The organism is Leucobacter chromiireducens subsp. solipictus, assembly GCF_016758195.1.
Classification (GTDB): Bacteria; Actinomycetota; Actinomycetes; order Actinomycetales; family Microbacteriaceae; genus Leucobacter; species Leucobacter solipictus.
In genome coordinates this window covers 455,908-472,318 of record NZ_QYAC01000001.1, presented here as the reverse complement: position 1 = coordinate 472,318, position 16,411 = coordinate 455,908, and the positions used below count along the sequence as shown (strand labels likewise).

Annotated in this window: 13 protein-coding genes; 8 read left to right on the top strand and 5 right to left on the bottom strand. The window is 70.4% G+C overall.

The window, feature by feature from the left end; all coding sequences use genetic code 11:
* Window positions 1-19 precede the first annotated feature (19 nt).
* The 3 genes from D3230_RS02175 (at window position 20) to D3230_RS02165 (ending at window position 4,751) form a co-directional block, all read left to right on the top strand.
* Window positions 20-790: an ABC transporter ATP-binding protein gene (locus D3230_RS02175; protein WP_202343349.1), complete on the top strand. Its 771-nt coding sequence runs from the start codon at window positions 20-22 to the stop codon at window positions 788-790.
* Window positions 772-2,424 (top strand): transporter, encoded by a 1,653-nt coding sequence (locus D3230_RS02170; RefSeq protein ID WP_202343348.1) that lies wholly within the window; start codon window positions 772-774, stop codon window positions 2,422-2,424. Before D3230_RS02175 ends, D3230_RS02170 begins: the two co-directional genes overlap by 19 nt.
* A gap of 131 nt (window positions 2,425-2,555) precedes the next feature.
* Window positions 2,556-4,751, top strand: coding sequence for a lamin tail domain-containing protein (locus D3230_RS02165; RefSeq protein WP_202343347.1), 2,196 nt, complete (start codon window positions 2,556-2,558; stop codon window positions 4,749-4,751).
* A gap of 69 nt (window positions 4,752-4,820) precedes the next feature.
* On the opposite strand, the gene dapD is transcribed toward D3230_RS02165, so the two are convergent.
* Window positions 4,821-5,777, bottom strand: a complete 957-nt coding sequence (dapD, locus tag D3230_RS02160; protein WP_202343346.1) for a 2,3,4,5-tetrahydropyridine-2,6-dicarboxylate N-succinyltransferase — start codon at window positions 5,775-5,777, stop codon at window positions 4,821-4,823.
* A gap of 74 nt (window positions 5,778-5,851) precedes the next feature.
* Here dapD and dapE point away from each other — a divergent pair, with 74 nt between their 5' ends.
* The 3 genes from dapE (at window position 5,852) to D3230_RS02145 (ending at window position 9,767) form a co-directional block, all read left to right on the top strand.
* Window positions 5,852-6,967 carry a succinyl-diaminopimelate desuccinylase gene (gene dapE / locus D3230_RS02155; RefSeq protein WP_202343345.1) on the top strand — a complete coding sequence of 372 codons (1,116 nt, stop codon included), beginning with the start codon at window positions 5,852-5,854 and terminating at the stop codon, window positions 6,965-6,967.
* Between the two features lie 120 nt (window positions 6,968-7,087).
* Window positions 7,088-7,258, top strand: a complete 171-nt coding sequence (locus tag D3230_RS02150; RefSeq protein WP_075201434.1) for a DUF3117 domain-containing protein — start codon at window positions 7,088-7,090, stop codon at window positions 7,256-7,258.
* A gap of 325 nt (window positions 7,259-7,583) precedes the next feature.
* Window positions 7,584-9,767 (top strand): alkaline phosphatase family protein, encoded by a 2,184-nt coding sequence (locus D3230_RS02145; RefSeq protein ID WP_202343344.1) that lies wholly within the window; start codon window positions 7,584-7,586, stop codon window positions 9,765-9,767.
* Between the two features lie 272 nt (window positions 9,768-10,039).
* Here the strand turns inward: D3230_RS02145 and D3230_RS02140 are convergent, their stop codons facing one another.
* Window positions 10,040-10,672, bottom strand: a complete 633-nt coding sequence (locus D3230_RS02140; protein WP_202343343.1) for a class I SAM-dependent methyltransferase — start codon at window positions 10,670-10,672, stop codon at window positions 10,040-10,042.
* A 192-nt stretch (window positions 10,673-10,864) separates the two neighbouring features.
* Here D3230_RS02140 and D3230_RS02135 point away from each other — a divergent pair, with 192 nt between their 5' ends.
* Window positions 10,865-11,236, top strand: a complete 372-nt coding sequence (locus tag D3230_RS02135; RefSeq protein WP_202343342.1) for a twin-arginine translocase TatA/TatE family subunit — start codon at window positions 10,865-10,867, stop codon at window positions 11,234-11,236.
* Window positions 11,237-11,251: 15 nt separating this feature from the next.
* Window positions 11,252-13,060, top strand: a complete 1,809-nt coding sequence (locus D3230_RS02130) for a putative bifunctional diguanylate cyclase/phosphodiesterase (protein WP_337249049.1) — start codon at window positions 11,252-11,254, stop codon at window positions 13,058-13,060.
* Between the two features lie 79 nt (window positions 13,061-13,139).
* On the opposite strand, the gene D3230_RS02125 is transcribed toward D3230_RS02130, so the two are convergent.
* The 3 genes from D3230_RS02125 to D3230_RS02115 are packed head-to-tail and all read right to left on the bottom strand — an operon-like array spanning window position 13,140 to window position 16,293.
* A complete protein-coding gene (locus tag D3230_RS02125; protein WP_202343341.1) occupies window positions 13,140-14,324 on the bottom strand; it encodes an Mrp/NBP35 family ATP-binding protein in 1,185 nt (394 codons plus the stop codon).
* Window positions 14,321-14,983 carry a DUF1003 domain-containing protein gene (locus D3230_RS02120; protein ID WP_202343340.1) on the bottom strand — a complete coding sequence of 221 codons (663 nt, stop codon included), beginning with the start codon at window positions 14,981-14,983 and terminating at the stop codon, window positions 14,321-14,323. The genes D3230_RS02125 and D3230_RS02120 overlap by 4 nt, the downstream gene beginning before the upstream one ends.
* Window positions 14,980-16,293, bottom strand: coding sequence for a magnesium transporter MgtE N-terminal domain-containing protein (locus tag D3230_RS02115; RefSeq protein WP_202343339.1), 1,314 nt, complete (start codon window positions 16,291-16,293; stop codon window positions 14,980-14,982). The genes D3230_RS02120 and D3230_RS02115 overlap by 4 nt, the downstream gene beginning before the upstream one ends.
* Between the last annotated feature and the right edge of the window lie 118 nt (window positions 16,294-16,411).

The window sequence follows — 16,411 nt, the reverse complement described above, 5'->3', positions numbered from 1 at the left end:
GGCTCGGTAGGGTGGAATCATGGACTCCGCACCTCTCCCTCCCGCGCTCGAACTGCGTGGCCTTGCCAAGCGATTCGGTGAGAAGATCGCCGTCAACGGGATCTCGCTGACGATCCCCTCCGGATCGTGTTACGGCCTGGTCGGCCCGAACGGGGCCGGCAAGACCACCACCCTCTCGATGGCCACGGGGCTGTTGCGCCCCGAGTTCGGCCAGGCGCTGATCTCCGGGATCGACGTCTGGGAACGGCCGCAGGAGGCGAAGCAGCTCGTCGGCGTGCTCGCCGACGGGGTGAAGCTGTTCGACCGCCTCACGGGCGAGCAGCTCATTACCTACAACGGCCTGCTCGCCGGGCTCGACGCGGAGACGGTGGCCCGCCGCTGCTCGGATCTGTTGGACATGCTGGATCTGAAGTCCGCGGGCACCACGCTCGTGGTCGACTATTCGGCGGGCATGACCAAGAAGATCGCGCTCGCGTGCGCGCTGGTGCACGCGCCCCGGCTGCTCGTGCTGGACGAACCGTTCGAGTCGGTCGATCCGGTGTCGGCAGCCAATATCCGCGATATCCTGCAGGGCTTCCAGCGCGGCGGTGGCACCGTCATCGTGTCGAGCCACTCGATGGACCTCGTGGAGCGGATCTGTGATCACGTCGCGGTGATCGCCCAGGGCCGCGTGCTGGCCGCCGGCACGGTGGCCGAAGTCCGCGGGGCCTCCACCCTCGAGGAACGCTTCGTCGAGCTCGTCGGCGGCCGTCAGCACCTGGAGGGGCCGTCGTGGCTGAACCAGGGCTGACCCCGGTGAGTGTCCTCCCGCCGCATCCCGATGCCGTGTCCGCGGCGCGGAGCGGGCCCGTGGCGCGGATCCGCGTCATGGTGGCGCTCCGCTTCCGCGTGCTGTGGAACACCCTGAGCCGTCACCCCTGGCAGCTGGTGGGTGCGATCATCGGCGCGCTCTACGGACTCGGCCTGCTCGCGCTCGCCGTGACGGGGCTCGTGGCCCTGTCGTGGGCGGACCCGGGGCTCGCTCGCACCGCGCTCGTGCTGGGCGGCTCCGCGCTGGTCCTCGGGTGGATGATCGGCCCGATCCTCGTTTCGGGCATGGATCGCACCCTCGATCCGGCGCGGCTCGTGATGTTCCCGATGAGTCCGGGCACGCAGGTCGCGGGAATCGCGGTGGCGAGCCTGTTCGGAGTGCCCGGGATCGTGACGATGCTGGTGTCGGCCGCCACGGCACTCGCCTGGCTGCGCGCCCCCGGTGCCGCGGTGGTCGCGGTCGTCCTCGCACCGCTCGCCGCGGTGACCTGCGTGCTCGCCTGCCAGCTCGTCATGACGCTGATGACCCGAGCCGCCGCGAACCGCCGGTTCCGGGAGATCATCGGCGGGCTCCTGCTGCTCCTGCTGGTGCTCGCCGGCCCGCTGCTCGCGGGGATCGGATCGGGCGTGACGACGTTCAGCGAACAGCTGCCGGGCTTTGCCCAGGTTCTCGGCTGGACGCCGCTCGGGGCCGTGTGGTCGGTTCCGGTCGAGGTCGCCGCCGGGAACTGGGGAATCGCGGCGCTGAAGCTGCTCATTGCGCTCGCGACGGTGGCCGCGCTGTTCTTCGGCTGGCGCGGCCTGTACCTCGCCAACTTCGGGACCTTCGCTGGCGGTTCCCAGGCCAAGGGCAAGGCGGGCACGGGCTGGTTCGGGCGTTTCCCGGCGACGCCGCGGGGCGCGATCGCAGCTCGCTCATTCACCTACTGGATCCGCGACCCGCGGTACCTGCAGAGCCTCATCGTGGTCCTGGTCATGCCGGTCGTGTTCGGTTTCCTCGCGGGGAGCACCGAACAGCCCATCATGCTCCCGGCCTCGACGATTTTTGTCGCGGCGATGATCTCTCTCACCACCTTCACGGACCTCTCGTACGACGGCACGGCGTTCAGCACCCACCTGCTCCGCGGGGTCCGCGGGATCGACGACCGGATCGGCCGTGCCTGGGCGACGGGCCTGGTGTCCGCCCCGCTCGTGATCCTCGTCGCGGTGGTCACGAGCGTGATCGTCGGCCGGCTGGATCAGCTGCCGACGCTGCTCGGCCTCGCGGGTGCGGTGCTCCTGAGCGGGCTCGGAATCGCGAGCGTGAGCTCCGCCCTGTTCGTCATGCCCGTCCCGCAATCCGGGGAGAACCCGTTTGTGTCGAAGCCGGGCGCCGCGGTGCTCAGCCTCGTGGGGACCGCGGCGAACTTTGGCTCCTTGTTCGTGCTCACCCTCCCGGTCGCCGCACTGACGATCGCCGCGGGCATCACGGGCGACCCGCTGTGGGTGTGGCTGACCTTCGGCGTCGGGCTCGTCTGGGGCGCAGCCGTGTGCTGGATCGGCGTGCGCTGGGGCGGCACACTGTACGATCGCCGGGCCCCGGGACTCATGGAGAAGCTCAGCGCTCAGCAGTAGACCGCGGCGCATCGCGCGGGTGACGCGGGGAACCTTCGGGTCCGCGTTACCCGCGCGTTACCCGCGCGTCGGTTTCCGGCTACCCGCGGCTGGTGCGATGGAGACATCCACTCGCCGCGAAGGAGCCACACTTGAGATCTCACCGCCCACTCGCTGTTCTCGCCGCTGGCGCGCTCGGCGCGAGCTGCCTGGCCCTCGGCCCGGTGGCCGCCGCCGTCGCGGTCGCCCCGGTCGGCCTCGCCGGCATCCAGCTCTCGGAAATCGAATCGAACGGCGGGGAGCCGGGCGATTGGATCGAGCTGTTCAACGCGGGATCGAGTCCCGTCGATCTCTCGGGGGCGGTCCTGCGCGACAGCGACGACAGCCACAGTTTCGCCATACCCGCGGGGACGGTCGTGGCCCCCGGCGCGTATGTGGTGTTTGACGAGGTGCAGAAATCCGGGGCGGGACACTTCGACTTCGGCCTCGGGAAGGACGACCGGGTGCGACTGTTCGACGCCGCGGGCGCGCTTGTCGAAGAGGTGACCTGGTCGCGGCACGCCGCGACCACGCTCGGCCGCACGGCGGACGGCGACTGGCGCGACACGAGCGGTCCCACCAAGGGCGCACCGAACACCTTCGCCGATCCGGCGACGCCGGAATCGGCGCTGCGTCTGAGCGAGGTGGACTCCCAGCCCGCGGACTGGGTCGAACTCGTGAACACGGGCACCGAGGCGCTCGATATCTCCGGCTTCGAGCTGCGCGACAACTCTGACGATCACAGCTGGAAGTTCCCGGCCGGGAGCACAATCGCGGCGGGAGCGTATCTCGTCGTGGACGAGACCTCCCACGGCGTGATCGGGGCGGGGACCGGACTGTTCCCCGAGGCGATCGGGATCGGGAGCGCCGATCAGATTCGCCTGTTCGACCCGGCGGGCGTGCTCCTCGACGACACCGGGGCCTGGACCGCGCACGCCACGCTCGATGGCGACGCCGCCAAGGCGACGCTCGCGCGGTGCGAACTCGGTACCGGGCCGTTTGTGCTGGCGCATCCCACGCCCGGCGCGGCGAATCAGTGCGTGACGGGTGACGACGGCGGGACGGAGCAGCCGCCCCTGGAGACCGCCGCCTGGCCCGGCTCGCCGGACGCCACCGCCATCGACACGGCCCCGATGTTCCTCGAAGACAGCTCGGGGCTTGACACCCAGGAGACCGCCGACGGGACGTTCCTGTGGGCCGTCGACAACGGCGAGGGTCGCTTCTGGAAGCTGCGGGTCGCGGCCGACGGGAGCGCCACGTTTGCCCCCGGGTGGGAGACGGGCAAGCGCGCCCGGTTCCAGAAGGACGCGGAGCAGCCGCGCGCGGCGGGCCCCGACACGGAGGGCATCACCGTCGCGGATGACGGCTTCGTCTACCTCGCGTCCGAGCGCGACAACAGCGCGAAGGGCGTGAACTTCAACGTGGTCCTGCAGCTGGACCCCGAGGCGAGCGGCCCGGACGTGGTCGCCACCACCGAGTGGGATCTCACCGCACTCCTGCCGCAGGTGAGCGCCAACCTTGGCATCGAGGCGGTCGAGTGGGTGGCCGACGCGGATCTGGCCGGAAAACTCGTCGACGCGAACACGGGCACCGCCTACGATCCTGCGCGCTACCCGCTGCACGGTGGCGGCCTGTTTTTCGTCGCGCTGGAGGACGGCGGGCAGGTGTTCGCGTTTGCCCTGAACACGGACGGGACCGCACAACGTATCGCCGAGCTACAGCCGGGCCTCCCGGGCGTGATGGCGCTCGACTGGGACACCGTGCGTGGCGGGCTCTGGGCCGTCTGCGATGACGGCTGCGACGGTGCCTCCGCCTTCCTCACGCTCAACGGGACCGACACACCGGACGTTGCCCACTTCGCGCGTCCCGCGAATCTTCCCAACACGAACAACGAGGGCTTCGCCACCGCTCCGGCCTCCCTCGCGAGCGCCGGATCCCGCCCCGCCTGGTGGTTCACCGACGGCGTGACGACGCGCGCGCTGCACGTGGGGGCGCTCAGCGCGTCAGAGACGGTCCCGCCCACCGACGGCACGGAGACGCCGGGCACGGAAACTCCGGGCACCGAGACGCCGGGCACCGGAACGCCGGGAACGCAGACGCCGGGAACGCAGACGCCGGTTGCCGCCCCGAAAGCCGCGGACGCACGGGCCGCGGGCACCCTCGCGAAGACGGGCGGGGATCCGGCCGGATTCGCGCTGCTCGCGGCCGCGGTGCTGGGCGTCGTGGGCACCGGGGCGCTCGCCTTCGGCGGCCGGCGCGGCGCGCGGGGCCACGCGCGCACGCGCGTGCTGCCGGTTGTCGGCGACTAGCCTCCCGCACGCAGCGGCGGGCCACCCGGAGGCATCCGGGTGGCCCGCCGTCGCGTGTGGTCGCGGGAGCTACGCGTGCAGTGCCGCGTTCAGGACGATCCCGCTGCCCTCGCGGGGGAGCGCCTCAACCGCGCCGGAGCGCGAGTTGCGCCGGAAGAGGAGCTGCGGCACCCCGGACAGCTCAAGTGCCTTCACCTCGAGCGCCTCGCCCGCAGAGGCGGCGGTGCCGCGCGGCAGGTGCACCTTGGTGCCCGCGGTCACGTACAGGCCCGCCTCGACGACGCTGTCGTCGCCGAGCGAGATCCCGATGCCCGAGTTCGCTCCGAGCAGGGTGCGCTCGCCGATCGTGATCCGCTGCGTCCCCCCACCCGAGAGCGTGCCCATGATCGACGCGCCGCCACCGATGTCCGAACCGTCGCCGACGACCACGCCCTGCGAGATCCGGCCCTCCACCATCGACGCGCCCAGGGTGCCCGCGTTGAAGTTCACAAAACCCTCGTGCATCACCGTCGTGCCCGGGGCCAAGTGCGCGCCGAGCCGCACACGCGAGGCGTCGGCGATCCGCACCCCCTCCGGCACGACGTAGTCCGTGAGGCGGGGGAACTTGTCGACGCCGACGGCGGTGATCCCCGCGCGCTTGAGCAGCGGCAGCCGCGCAGCGTAGTCCTGCGGCAGCATCGGGCCGGCCGTGGTCCAGGCGACGTTCGGGAGCTTGCCGAAGATCCCCTCCAGGTTCAGGGAGTTGGGGAGCACCAGGCAGTGCGAGAGCAGGTGCAGCCTGAGGTAGGCGTCCTCCGTGGACGCGGGGGCGACGTCCAGATCGATCTCCAGGTTCACGAAGCGCAACTCCACACCGCGGGCGGAGTCGGTCCCGGTGAGCCCCGCGAGTTCCGCGGGAGCGATCCACGGATCCCGATCGGCCGGGCGCTTCCCGAGCACGGGATCGGGGTACCAGGCGTCAAGTGTCGTGCCATCGGCAGCGATCGTGGCGATTCCGGCGGCCCAGGCGATGCGAGAGTCTGTCATGCATCCCATGGTAATGGCGCGAAAGTCCGCGCGGATACGCGCCGGACACGGAGCGAAACACGTAGTCTGGACCGATGACCGTCTCGGACGCCTCGCACCCGCACCCCGAACTCGATCCGAGCGCCGGCGCCGTGGCACTCACCCGGCAGCTGTGCAACATTCCCTCGGTCTCCGGCGACGAGCGGCGGATCGCCGATGCGGTCGAGGCCATGCTGCGGGTGCACGCGCCGCACCTGCGCCTGACCCGGGACGGGGACACGCTCATCGCGCGGACGGAACTGGGGCGGGAGCGGCGGGTCGCGATCGCCGGACACCTCGACACCGTGCCGATCAACGAGAACCTTCCCGTGCGCGACGAGACCGACCCGCACACGGGAGAGGCCGTGATCTGGGGGCGCGGCACCGTCGACATGAAGGCCGGCGTCGCCGTGCAGCTCGCGCTCGCCGTCGAGCTCACGGATCCCGCGGTGGATCTCACCTGGATCTGGTACGACCACGAGGAGGTCGCCTCGGAGCTGAGCGGTCTCGGGCGGGCGATGCGGAACCACCCACGGCTGTTCGACGCGGACTTCGCGATCCTCGGCGAACCCTCGAACGGCACGATCGAGGGCGGCTGCAACGGCACGCTCCGCGCGCGCGTGGAGCTGCACGGCACGCGCGCGCACTCGGCCCGGAGCTGGATGGGAGTCAACGCGATCCACCGCGCGGGGGCCCTGCTCGAGCGGCTGGCCTCATGGGAGGCCGCACGGATCGTGGTCGATGGCCTCGAATACCGTGAGGGCCTCAACGCGGTGCGGATCGAGGGCGGAGTCGCGGGGAACGTCATTCCAGATCGCTGCGCGATCGAGGTGAACTATCGCTTCGCCCCGAGCCGCTCCGCGGAGGAGGCGATCGCGGTGGTGCGTGAGTGCTTCGCCGACGCCGATGCCGTCGAGATCGTCGACCTCTCGCCCGGTGCCCGGCCGGGCCTGGACGCGCCGCTCGCACAGAAGTTTGTGGCCGCGGTCGGCGCCGTGCCCACCGCGAAGCTCGGCTGGACGGACGTGGCACGCTTCGCCGCGCTCGGCATCCCCGCCGTGAACTTTGGGCCGGGGAACGCCCTGCTGGCACACGCGGACGACGAGCGCGTTCCCGTGGCGCAGATCGAGGCGAGCGCGGCGGCGCTGCGCGCGTGGCTGACGCAGCCGTAATCCCGCTGCGGGGAGCTCGGAATGCGCGCCCAGACATCACGGTTTATTGCACGGGTTCGCCTTGGCACCTCGCGCACCGATAAAATGGATTCGAACCACCAAACTATGCGAGGAGGCGTCATGGCTGCAATGAAACCGAGGACTGGGGATGGACCCATGGAGGCGGTGCGTGAAAGCAGGCTGATCGTCGTTCGGGTTCCGCTCGAGGGCGGTGGACGTCTTGTCGTCTCGGTGAACGACCAGGAAGCGGCGGAGCTGCGAGACGTGCTCGCTGGAGTACTCGACGGCTAATCACCGTCACCGGGATGCAGCCCGGAAACGATTCGGCCCCGAGGCTCACTGAGCCTCGGGGCCGTGTCGTTTCCCGGCCGCGTGTATCCGCACACCGTGGCGATCCCGCGAACTGGGAACCTCGCCGGGACGGGCCGAGTATTGGGCTATCGCGGCACCCAGAGTTGTGTGGACAACTGAACGCCGGGTGACCCCGGGGCGAAGGGTGCGTAGCCGCAATGCGTGTCGCGTCCGGGTTGCGATCCGATGCGGAGACTGGGAAGTGGCGGTTCTCGCACGAGGAGCGCCGATCCACTGCTTCTCAAGACATCTGGAGTGACTCACTGTGAGGAAACACGCATTTGCGGCGTCGCTGGGGGCCATCGCGCTGGGGGTGACCGGTGTGTGCGCCGGAGTCGCCCCCGCGGCGATGGCGGCCCCCGGCGCGGCCGCCGGGGAACCTGCCGCACCGAAGACCCTGGTGATCGGCGTTGATGGTGCGACGTTCGGCACGATGGCCGGGGCCAGCATGCCGAACGTGCAGGCGCTGCAGGCCGGCGGACTCACCGCCGCCAGCAACCTGCCGGGCAACCCGATGGCCCCCACCGTCTCGGGCGCCGGATGGTCGACGATTGCGACGGGCGTGTGGCCCGACAAGCACAACGTCGTAGACAACAACTTCACGGCCCCGAACTACGCGCAGTACCCGGACTACCTGACGCGCATCGAGACCGCGGCGCCGGATCGCGCGACCGCGGCGATCGGCACCTGGGGCCCGATCTCCACGACCGTGTTCGGCCCGGCCGTCGACCTGCGGGAGCGGGGCGCGGGCGACGCGGCCACGACCGCGCGCGTCGTCGAGGAACTGCAGAAGCCGGAGACCGACGACGTGTTTGTGCACCTCGATGAGGTCGACGGGGCGGGCCACAGCAGTGGTTCGAGCTCTGCCGCCTACCTGGCCGCACTGGAGAAGGCGGATGCGCAGATCGGCGAGATGATCGCGGCGGTGCAGGCACGCCCCGAGGCCGCGACCGAGGACTGGCTCATCATCGTCACCTCCGACCACGGGCACACGCCGCGCGGCGGTCACGGCGGCTCCACCAAACTCGAGCGCCAGACCTACGTGGTCGCGCAGGGCGGCGAGTTCGCGCCGGGCTCGGTGCGACACGATGTGCGGATCTCGGATATCGCCCCGACCGTGCTGTCGCACGTCGGCCTCGCGGCGGACCCCGCCTGGGATCTCGACGGGCTCAACGTGCCCGAGATCATGCCCGACGATTTCGACACGCTGCGCCCGCAGCTGCGCACGGCCGTCCAGGAGCAGGGCCCGGAGCAGCTGCTGGGCTGGACCGACGTGGCCCCCGACGGCTGGAGCGTCGATAACTCCCGGATGCCGAGCGGCGGCGCCCCGGAATTCCGCGGCTGGACGTTCATGACCGACGATTTCTTCTCGAACGTGGAGCTCGGGCAGCACCGGGAAAACAACGTGCGCTCGCGCGACGTGTTCGCCGTGGCCGACTCGGACGAGTGGGCGGACGTCACCCCGCGCGGCGGCAATCAGTTCGACTCCACCCTCGTGAGCCCCGCGTACCCGCTTAACGGTGCGGCGACCGCGGACGTCTCGTTCGTCTCCGACTACGCCGTCGACGGCCCGCAGGGCGCGAGCGTGTGGCTGACCTTCGACGAGGCGTCCGGGATCCCGCGCCAGAAGCTGCTCGATTACCAGGCCGACGGCACCCGCGAGAACCCCGTGAACGCGGTGGAACGTCACACGATCGAGCTGCCGCGCGACGAGCACGGCGCGCTGCCGCAGACGATGAGCCTGCAGTTCTCGTACTCGGGCAATAACTCGGCGTTCTGGGTGATCGACCAGCTGCGGGTCAGCCAGCCCGACGCGCCCGTCGCTCCGGCGACGGTGACGCTGTCCGCTCCGAGCGTGGCCGCGGGAGGCGTGATTACCGCGACCGGCACCGGCTTCGCGCCCGAGGAATCGGTCTCGGTCGAGCTTCGCTCCACGCCGGTGAGCCTCGGCACGATCACGGCGGACAGCGCGGGCGGCTTCGCCACGGGGCTGACGATTCCCGCGGACACCGCCGCCGGCGAGCACACGCTCGCGCTCCTCCGAGCGGACGGGACCGAGATCACCCAGCCCCTGTCCGTGACGCCGGTGGTGGATCCGGGCACTGATCCCGGGACCGATCCGGGCACTGATCCGGGCACCGATCCTGGGACCGATCCGGGCACCGATCCCGGGACTGACCCGGGCACTGATCCGGGCACTGATCCCGGGACCGAACCTGGCGTGACGCCGGGGACCGACCCCAGCACCGACGGCGGTCTGAAGCCGACGCCCGGCACCACGCCGACGGGCGGGGCCGACGCGGGGACCACGGCGGGCGCGAAGCTCGCGGTGACCGGTGGCGACGCGCTTCCGGGGCTGCTGGTCGGCGGGGCCGTGCTCGCGATCCTCGCTGGTGCTGGCACCTTCCTGGCTGCGCGCCTGCGTCGTGCGGGTGGCGGGGCCGAGTAACCACGCCACACCCCTCCCGGGCCGCTGCCCCCACAAAGCCCCACCCACATCTCCACTGAGCACGCACTGTGGCACCGTTCTGGCGCTGAAAATGTGCGAAATCGCGTGCTCGGCGCCGATGCGGGTGGGGCTTCAGGGGGTGGGAGCTCGGGGGTGGACCTGGGGAGGCGCTCCCTCTTGGCCGAGACTCCATGGCCCGCCAAGTGCTTAAATGCCCAAGACCCCGAGGTCCCGAGGTCCCGAAGACCCCCAGACCCTGGCGGGCGAGAGTGTTAGCCGTCGAGGCGGACGAGCGTGAGCAGCCCGTCGCCCGCGGGGGAGAGCATGGGCGCGATGGCGCTCGACTCCGCGACGAGGGTCAGCAGGTCGCGCACCGCCTGGGTTTCGGCGTCTCGGGCCGCGGGATCCGGCACCCGGCCGTGCGAGAACGCTCCCGGGACGACGATGCAGCCGCCCGGCCGCACGATGCCGAGCGCGTACTCGAAGTGCTCGAGCAACTGCGCGGGATCCGCGTCGAGCAACACGAGATCGTAGGAATCCAGATTGAGCCGCGGCATCACGTGCCGGGCGTCGCCCTCGATCAGGCGCAGCCGCGCGGCCGGAACGCCGGCCTCCGCAAACATGTTTCGGGCCTCACGCAGGTATTCCGCCTCGATCTCGATCGAGGTCAGTGTCGCCTCGGGCGCGTGGCGGAGAAGCGACAGGCCGCTGACGCCGACCCCCGTCCCGACCTCGCAGATGGCCTGGGCCCGCGTGAGCGCGGCGAGGCCGGACAGTTGCGCCCCGATGGAGCGGCTCACGGGTTCGATGCCAAGCTCGAGGGAGAGGCGCCGGGCGCGCACGAGCGTGGCCGTCTCCTCCGGGTACTGTTCGGCGTACTGCCAGTTGCGTTCGAGCTTGCTCACGGTTCCCTCCGGATGATCCCTGCGCCGTCCGGAACTCCGGCATTGCCCGGGACTCGGTGGGGAACCCCGGGGCGCGTTGATCCTAGCGTAGGGGCGCGGAAACCGAAACGGGTCGCCCCACGCCTGTACGCTGCGGAATTCACCCCCGCGTGTTCCGCGTGCGTGGACGTCCGAGCGGTACGATGGACAGCCATGGGACTCAACTTCGAAAAGATTATGGTGATCATGCTGATCGCCCTCTTTTTGCTGGGTCCTGATCGTCTGCCGGTCTACGCGAAAAAGCTCGGCGAACTCGTCCGAAACCTGAAGCGAATGGCTGATGGGGCCAAAGACCGGCTGAAGGACGAGATGGGGCCCGAGTTCGACGAGGTCGACTGGCGACAGCTTGATCCGCGCCAGTACGATCCGCGCCGGATCATCCGGGACGCGCTCGTTGAGGATGAGCGCGAGGCGCATGCGGAAGCTCGACGCGCCCGGATTGCCGAGGCGTCAGCGAAACGGAGCGCGGCCGCAGCCGCGGTTCCGCCGGAGGGTGGCGTCTACTTTGACGAGGAAGCCACGTGACTCAAAGGAGCGGGCGTGAACGCACACAGTGGTGACGGGGAGGCGACGGGGCCGTTCCCGCCCTTGAGATCGCAGCACACAGCGTCGGCGCAGGTGCTCGACGAGATCATGTACGCGCTCGACACGACGTCGATCGTCGCGATCACGGATCGCCGCGGCATCCTGACACATGTGAATGATCGGTTCTGCGAAATCTCGCAGTACCGTCGCGAAGAACTGCTGGGCCAGACGCACAACATCATCAATTCGGGGCATCACCCGAAGGAATTCTTCAAGGAGATGTGGCGCGTGATCGGTCGCGGCGAGGTCTGGAAGAACGAGATTTGCAACCGGGCCAAAGACGGCTCGGAGTACTGGGTCGATACGACGATCATCCCGCTCCTCGACGAGCGCGGGAAGCCCGAGCGCTATGTGTCGATCCGCACGGAGGAAACGCAGCGGCACGAGGCCGAGGAACGCGTGCGTCGTCTCGCCTACTTCGACTCGGTGACCGGGCTCGTGAACCGCGAGTCAATGCTGCGCACCATCGATTCGGTGTTCTCGGTCGGGGCTGGCGCGGGGTTCCACGCCTTTGTCTCGGTGAGCGTGGACGAGCTGTCCGTGGTGAACGACGCCTTCGGCTTCGAAGCGGGGGATCGGCTGCTGCTGGAGTCCGCCCACCGGCTCAGCGAGGCCGACATGAGCGGCGCGACGATTGGGCGGATCGGTTCGAACACCTTTGGCGTGCTCCTTCCGGATCTCGGAGCTGATTGTCTGGCCGCGGCGGTCGCGTGCCGCGCGCTGATCGACCGGGTTCTGGCGGCACTGTCCGGGCCGATGGAACTCGCCTCGGACGTGCTCGTGGACGTGTCTGCCAGCGTGGGATATGTCGTCTGGACCGGGGTGGGGATCGGTCCCGAGCCGGTGCACACCGGGGGCACGCGGTGCCCGGCCAACGATTACATTGTGAGCGATGACCCGCACGAGGTCGTGAAGTGCTCGGAGATCGCGCGCAAGCGCGTGCGCCGCGAGGGCGGAACCCATCGGGTGCGCCAGTTCGAGCAGCGCATGCTGCACGAGGCTCGGGATCGGGTACGGCTCATTTCCGAATTGCACCGGGGGATCGAGCGCGGCGAACTGCGCCTGTTCGCGCAGCCCATCGTGGACCGCGAACGCCGGGTGATCGGCGAGGAAGGCCTGATCCGGTGGTTCAGCAGCGCGCTCGGCACGGTCGCGCCCGCGGATTTCATTCCGCTCGCGGAGCAGACCGGCGCGATCGTGGAGATCGGCGAGTGGGTGCTGGAACAGGCCTGCCGGACCCTCTCCGACTGGAGCATCGACCCCGCGCTGACGGATCTCACCTTCTCCGTGAACCTGAGCGAGCGACAGCTGCGCGTCGACGGTTTTGGCGAGCGCGTCAGCGAGATCATCGACCGGCACGGCGTGCGTCCGGACCGGCTGACGCTCGAGCTCACCGAGAGCGTGCTCCACACGGATCTCGACCGTACCGTGGGGCTGCTGGGCATGCTGCGGCGCCAGGGTGTGAAGTCCTCGCTGGATGATTTCGGGACCGGATACTCGTCACTCAGCTATCTGCAGCAGCTGCCCGTGCAGCAGCTCAAGATCGACCGTTCCTTCGTGTCGAGCGTGGTCGAGGACGCGCAGGCCGCCGCGATCGCGGAGACGATCGTGTGGCTGGGGCGCGCCTTCAATCTCCAGATCGTCGCCGAGGGCGTGGAGACCGAAGGACAGTTCGCGAAGCTCCGCGAGATCGGGGTGGACGCGTTCCAAGGGTACTTGTTTGGGCGGCCGCGGCCGATCGGGGAGATGATCCTCACGGCGTAGCCGCGGCGCACGCGGTGCCCGCGTGGCTGCGTCCGGCGTGGCGGCGCCGGGCGCCGGGCACCGATACGACGGTGCGGGCCTAGCGAGTCGCGATGCCGAGCGAGCGTCCGGCCAAGCCGCGCCCCAGCCCGGCGACGCGCTGCGCGACGCGGATCACCTGCGCGGCGGCGGGATCCGAGGGGTCGGTGAGCACGGCGGGATCGCCCGAGTCCCCGCCGGCGCGAAACCCGGGACTGAGCGGCACGCTCCCGAGCAGCGGCACCGTGCCGTGCTCCTCGTCGCTGAGGCGCTCAGCGACGAGCGCGCCGCCGCCGGTGCCGAAGATGTCGATGACGCTGCCGTCGGGCTGCACCAGTCCGGCCATGTTCTCGACGACGCCGATGACGCGCTGCCCGGTCTGCCGGGCGACGAGGGCGCTGCGCACCGCGACGTCGGCGGCCGCCTCCTGCGGCGTCGTAACGACGAGCACCTCCGCGTGCGGGAGGAGCTGTCCCACGCTGATCGCGATGTCGCCGGTGCCCGGCGGGAGATCGAGCAGCAGTACGTCGAGGTCGCCAAACCAGACGTCCCGCAGGAACTGCTCGATGGTGCGATGCAGCATCGGCCCGCGCCACGAGACCGCGGTGGTGCGGGGGTCGGCCTCACCGAGGAACATGCCGATCGAGATCACCTTCACGCCGTGCGCGACGGGGGGCAGGATCATGTCGTCCACGCGGGTGGGCTGGGTGACGTGGCCGTCGCGGCTCAGGCCGAGGATGCCCGGGATCGAGAAACCGAAGATATCCGCGTCGATGAGCCCGACCGACAAGCCCTGCTGCGCGAGCGCCACGGCGAGGCCGGCCGTCAGCGACGATTTTCCGACGCCGCCCTTGCCGCTGGTCACCGTGATGACGCGGGTCAGCGTGTCGGGGCCGAACTGTTGCGGCCGGGTGCCCCCGGGGCCGCGCACGCGCTCGGTGAACGCGCGCCGCTCCTCGGGTGACATGACGCCGACGGTGACGGCCGCGTCGGTGACGCCGGGGGCGCTCGCCGCGGCCGCGAGGGTGTCGGCCTCGATGCGCCGCGCCGCCGGGCAGCCGGCGATCGTGAGGAGGATCGACACCGCGGCGGTGCCGTCTTCCGCGACGGTGACCTCTTGCACCATCCCGAGCTCCGTGATGGGGCGCAGGATCTCCGGGTCCCGGACCCGGTCGAGCGCGTCCCAGACGGCCCGTTCCTGTGCGGTGGCGTTCGCACGCCCGGTGGCGAAGTCGTCGGTGGTCATGCGGGGTCCTTGTGCGACGTGGTCGTGTTCGTGGTCGTGGTCGTGTTCGTGTTTGTGGTCGGGCGAGCATCGGCACCTGCCTCGGAGCCGGACTCGACGCCGGGCTCCGCGCCGGACGCCGCGCTGGGCGCAGTGCCGACCGGGAGGGGCGTTGCGTCGAGCCGGGGATCCGTCTCGAGCTCCGCGAGCAGCGCGCGCAACTCGGCGCGCAGGAACTCCCGGTCCGGAAGGTCCTTCATCGCGAGCCGCAGCGCCACGACCTCGCGCGCCAGGAACTCGGTATCGGCGAGCGCGCGCTCGGAACGCTGCCGATCCTGCTCCATCTGCACGCGGTCGCGGTCGTCCTGCCGATTCTGCGCGAGCAGGATCATGGGCGCGGCGTAGGACGCCTGCAGCGACAGGATGAGCGTGAGCGCGGTGAAGCCGAGTGCGGCGGAGTCGAAGCGCCACCGCTCGGGCCCGAAGGTGTTCCACGCGAGCCAGGCAATGCACACGCAGGTGAGAATCAGGAGGAACCAGGGGGTGCCCATGCCGCGGGCAATGCTCTCGGTCCAGCGTCCGAAGCGCTCGTTGCTGCTGACGCCGGTTTTCGCGCCGGGGCCGCGCGCGCCGGCGCTGCGGGGCGCGTCGAGGCCGGGATCGCGCCGAAACAGCTTCATCGCGCGCTCCCCGGAATGATGGTGCGCCCGGAGACGCGATTGGCGGCGCTCGCCGGGCGCGGATCGTCGTCGTCATCCGCGTGCCGCCAGTCGTCGGGCAGGAGATGGTCGAGCACGTCGTCGACGGTCACCACGCCGACAAGGCGGTACTGGTCGTCGACGACGGGGAGCGCCACGAGGTCGTAGCTCGCGAGTCGACGAGACACCTCGGCGGCGCTCGCGTGTACGGTGACCGGCTCGATCTCGGTGTCGACGAGGGTCACGAGGCGTTCGTGCGGCGGGAAGCGCAGCATCCGCTGAAAGTGCGCCATTCCGAGGAACTCGCCGGTCGGTGTCTCGTACGGTGGGTGCGTCACGTATACAGCGGATGCCATGGCGGGCGGGATCTCGGCCCGCCGGATCATGGCGAGGCCCTCGGCGATGCTCGACTCTGCGGAGAGCACGATCGGTGACGGGCTCATCAGGCCGCCCGCGGTATCCGCGTCGTACTCGAGGAGGCGGCGCACGTCCTCGGCCTCCTCGGGCTCCATGAGGTCGAGGAGCTCCTCGCCCTTCGCCGCGGGCAGGGCGGAGATGAGGTCGGCCGCGTCGTCGGGTTCCATCCGGTCGAGGACGTCCGCGGTGCGGTCCGGGCGCAGGTTCGCGAGGAGGGCGAGCTGATCCTGCTCGGACATCTCCTCGAGGGCGTCGGCCACTCGCTCATCGGGAAGCTCGCCCACCACCTCGACCATGCGGGCGAGGGGGAGTTCGAGCAGGTTCTCGGCGAGATCGGCGGGCTTCAGATCGACGAGGGTCTGGATGAGGAGCTCCGCGGACTGCGCGCCGCTGCTGGGGAGCCGCACGTCCGACCAGCGCACCGTGCGGGTGTCGCCGCGGCTGAACGGGGCCGCGGGCTTCGGGAGCCGCACGAACACCTCCGAGACGAGCCACTCGCCTGCGCGGCCGCGCTCGATGGCCGCGTCCTCGATCCGCGCGGTGAGGGGTGCCGCGCCGGGGGTGTCGGGCGCGAGCTGCACGTCGCGGCCGATCAGCTCCGCAATCATGCGGGTTTCCCCGCCGCGCTGTTCGAAGCGGCGCACATTGATGAGGCCGGTGGTGATGACCTGGCCGGAACCAATCGAGGTGACGCGGCTGATCGGCACGAACACCCGTCGCTTCCCGGGAATCTCGACGATCAGCCCGACGACGCGCGGCGCGGCTGTCGCGCGGAAGACGACCAGGACGTCGCGGACGCGACCGATCCGGTCCCCGACCGGGTCGAACACGTTCCGCCCGGCCAACCGCCCCACGAATACCCTTGAAGTCCTCACACCTCTACGCTAGCGCGCCCGGATGAATGCTGGGGGTCTCCGGCGGTGAAAGCTGGAGGAAAGCTCACCTCAGCGCGGCTTTTCGGTCCGCACCCAGCTCACTTCCGGCACACTCGGC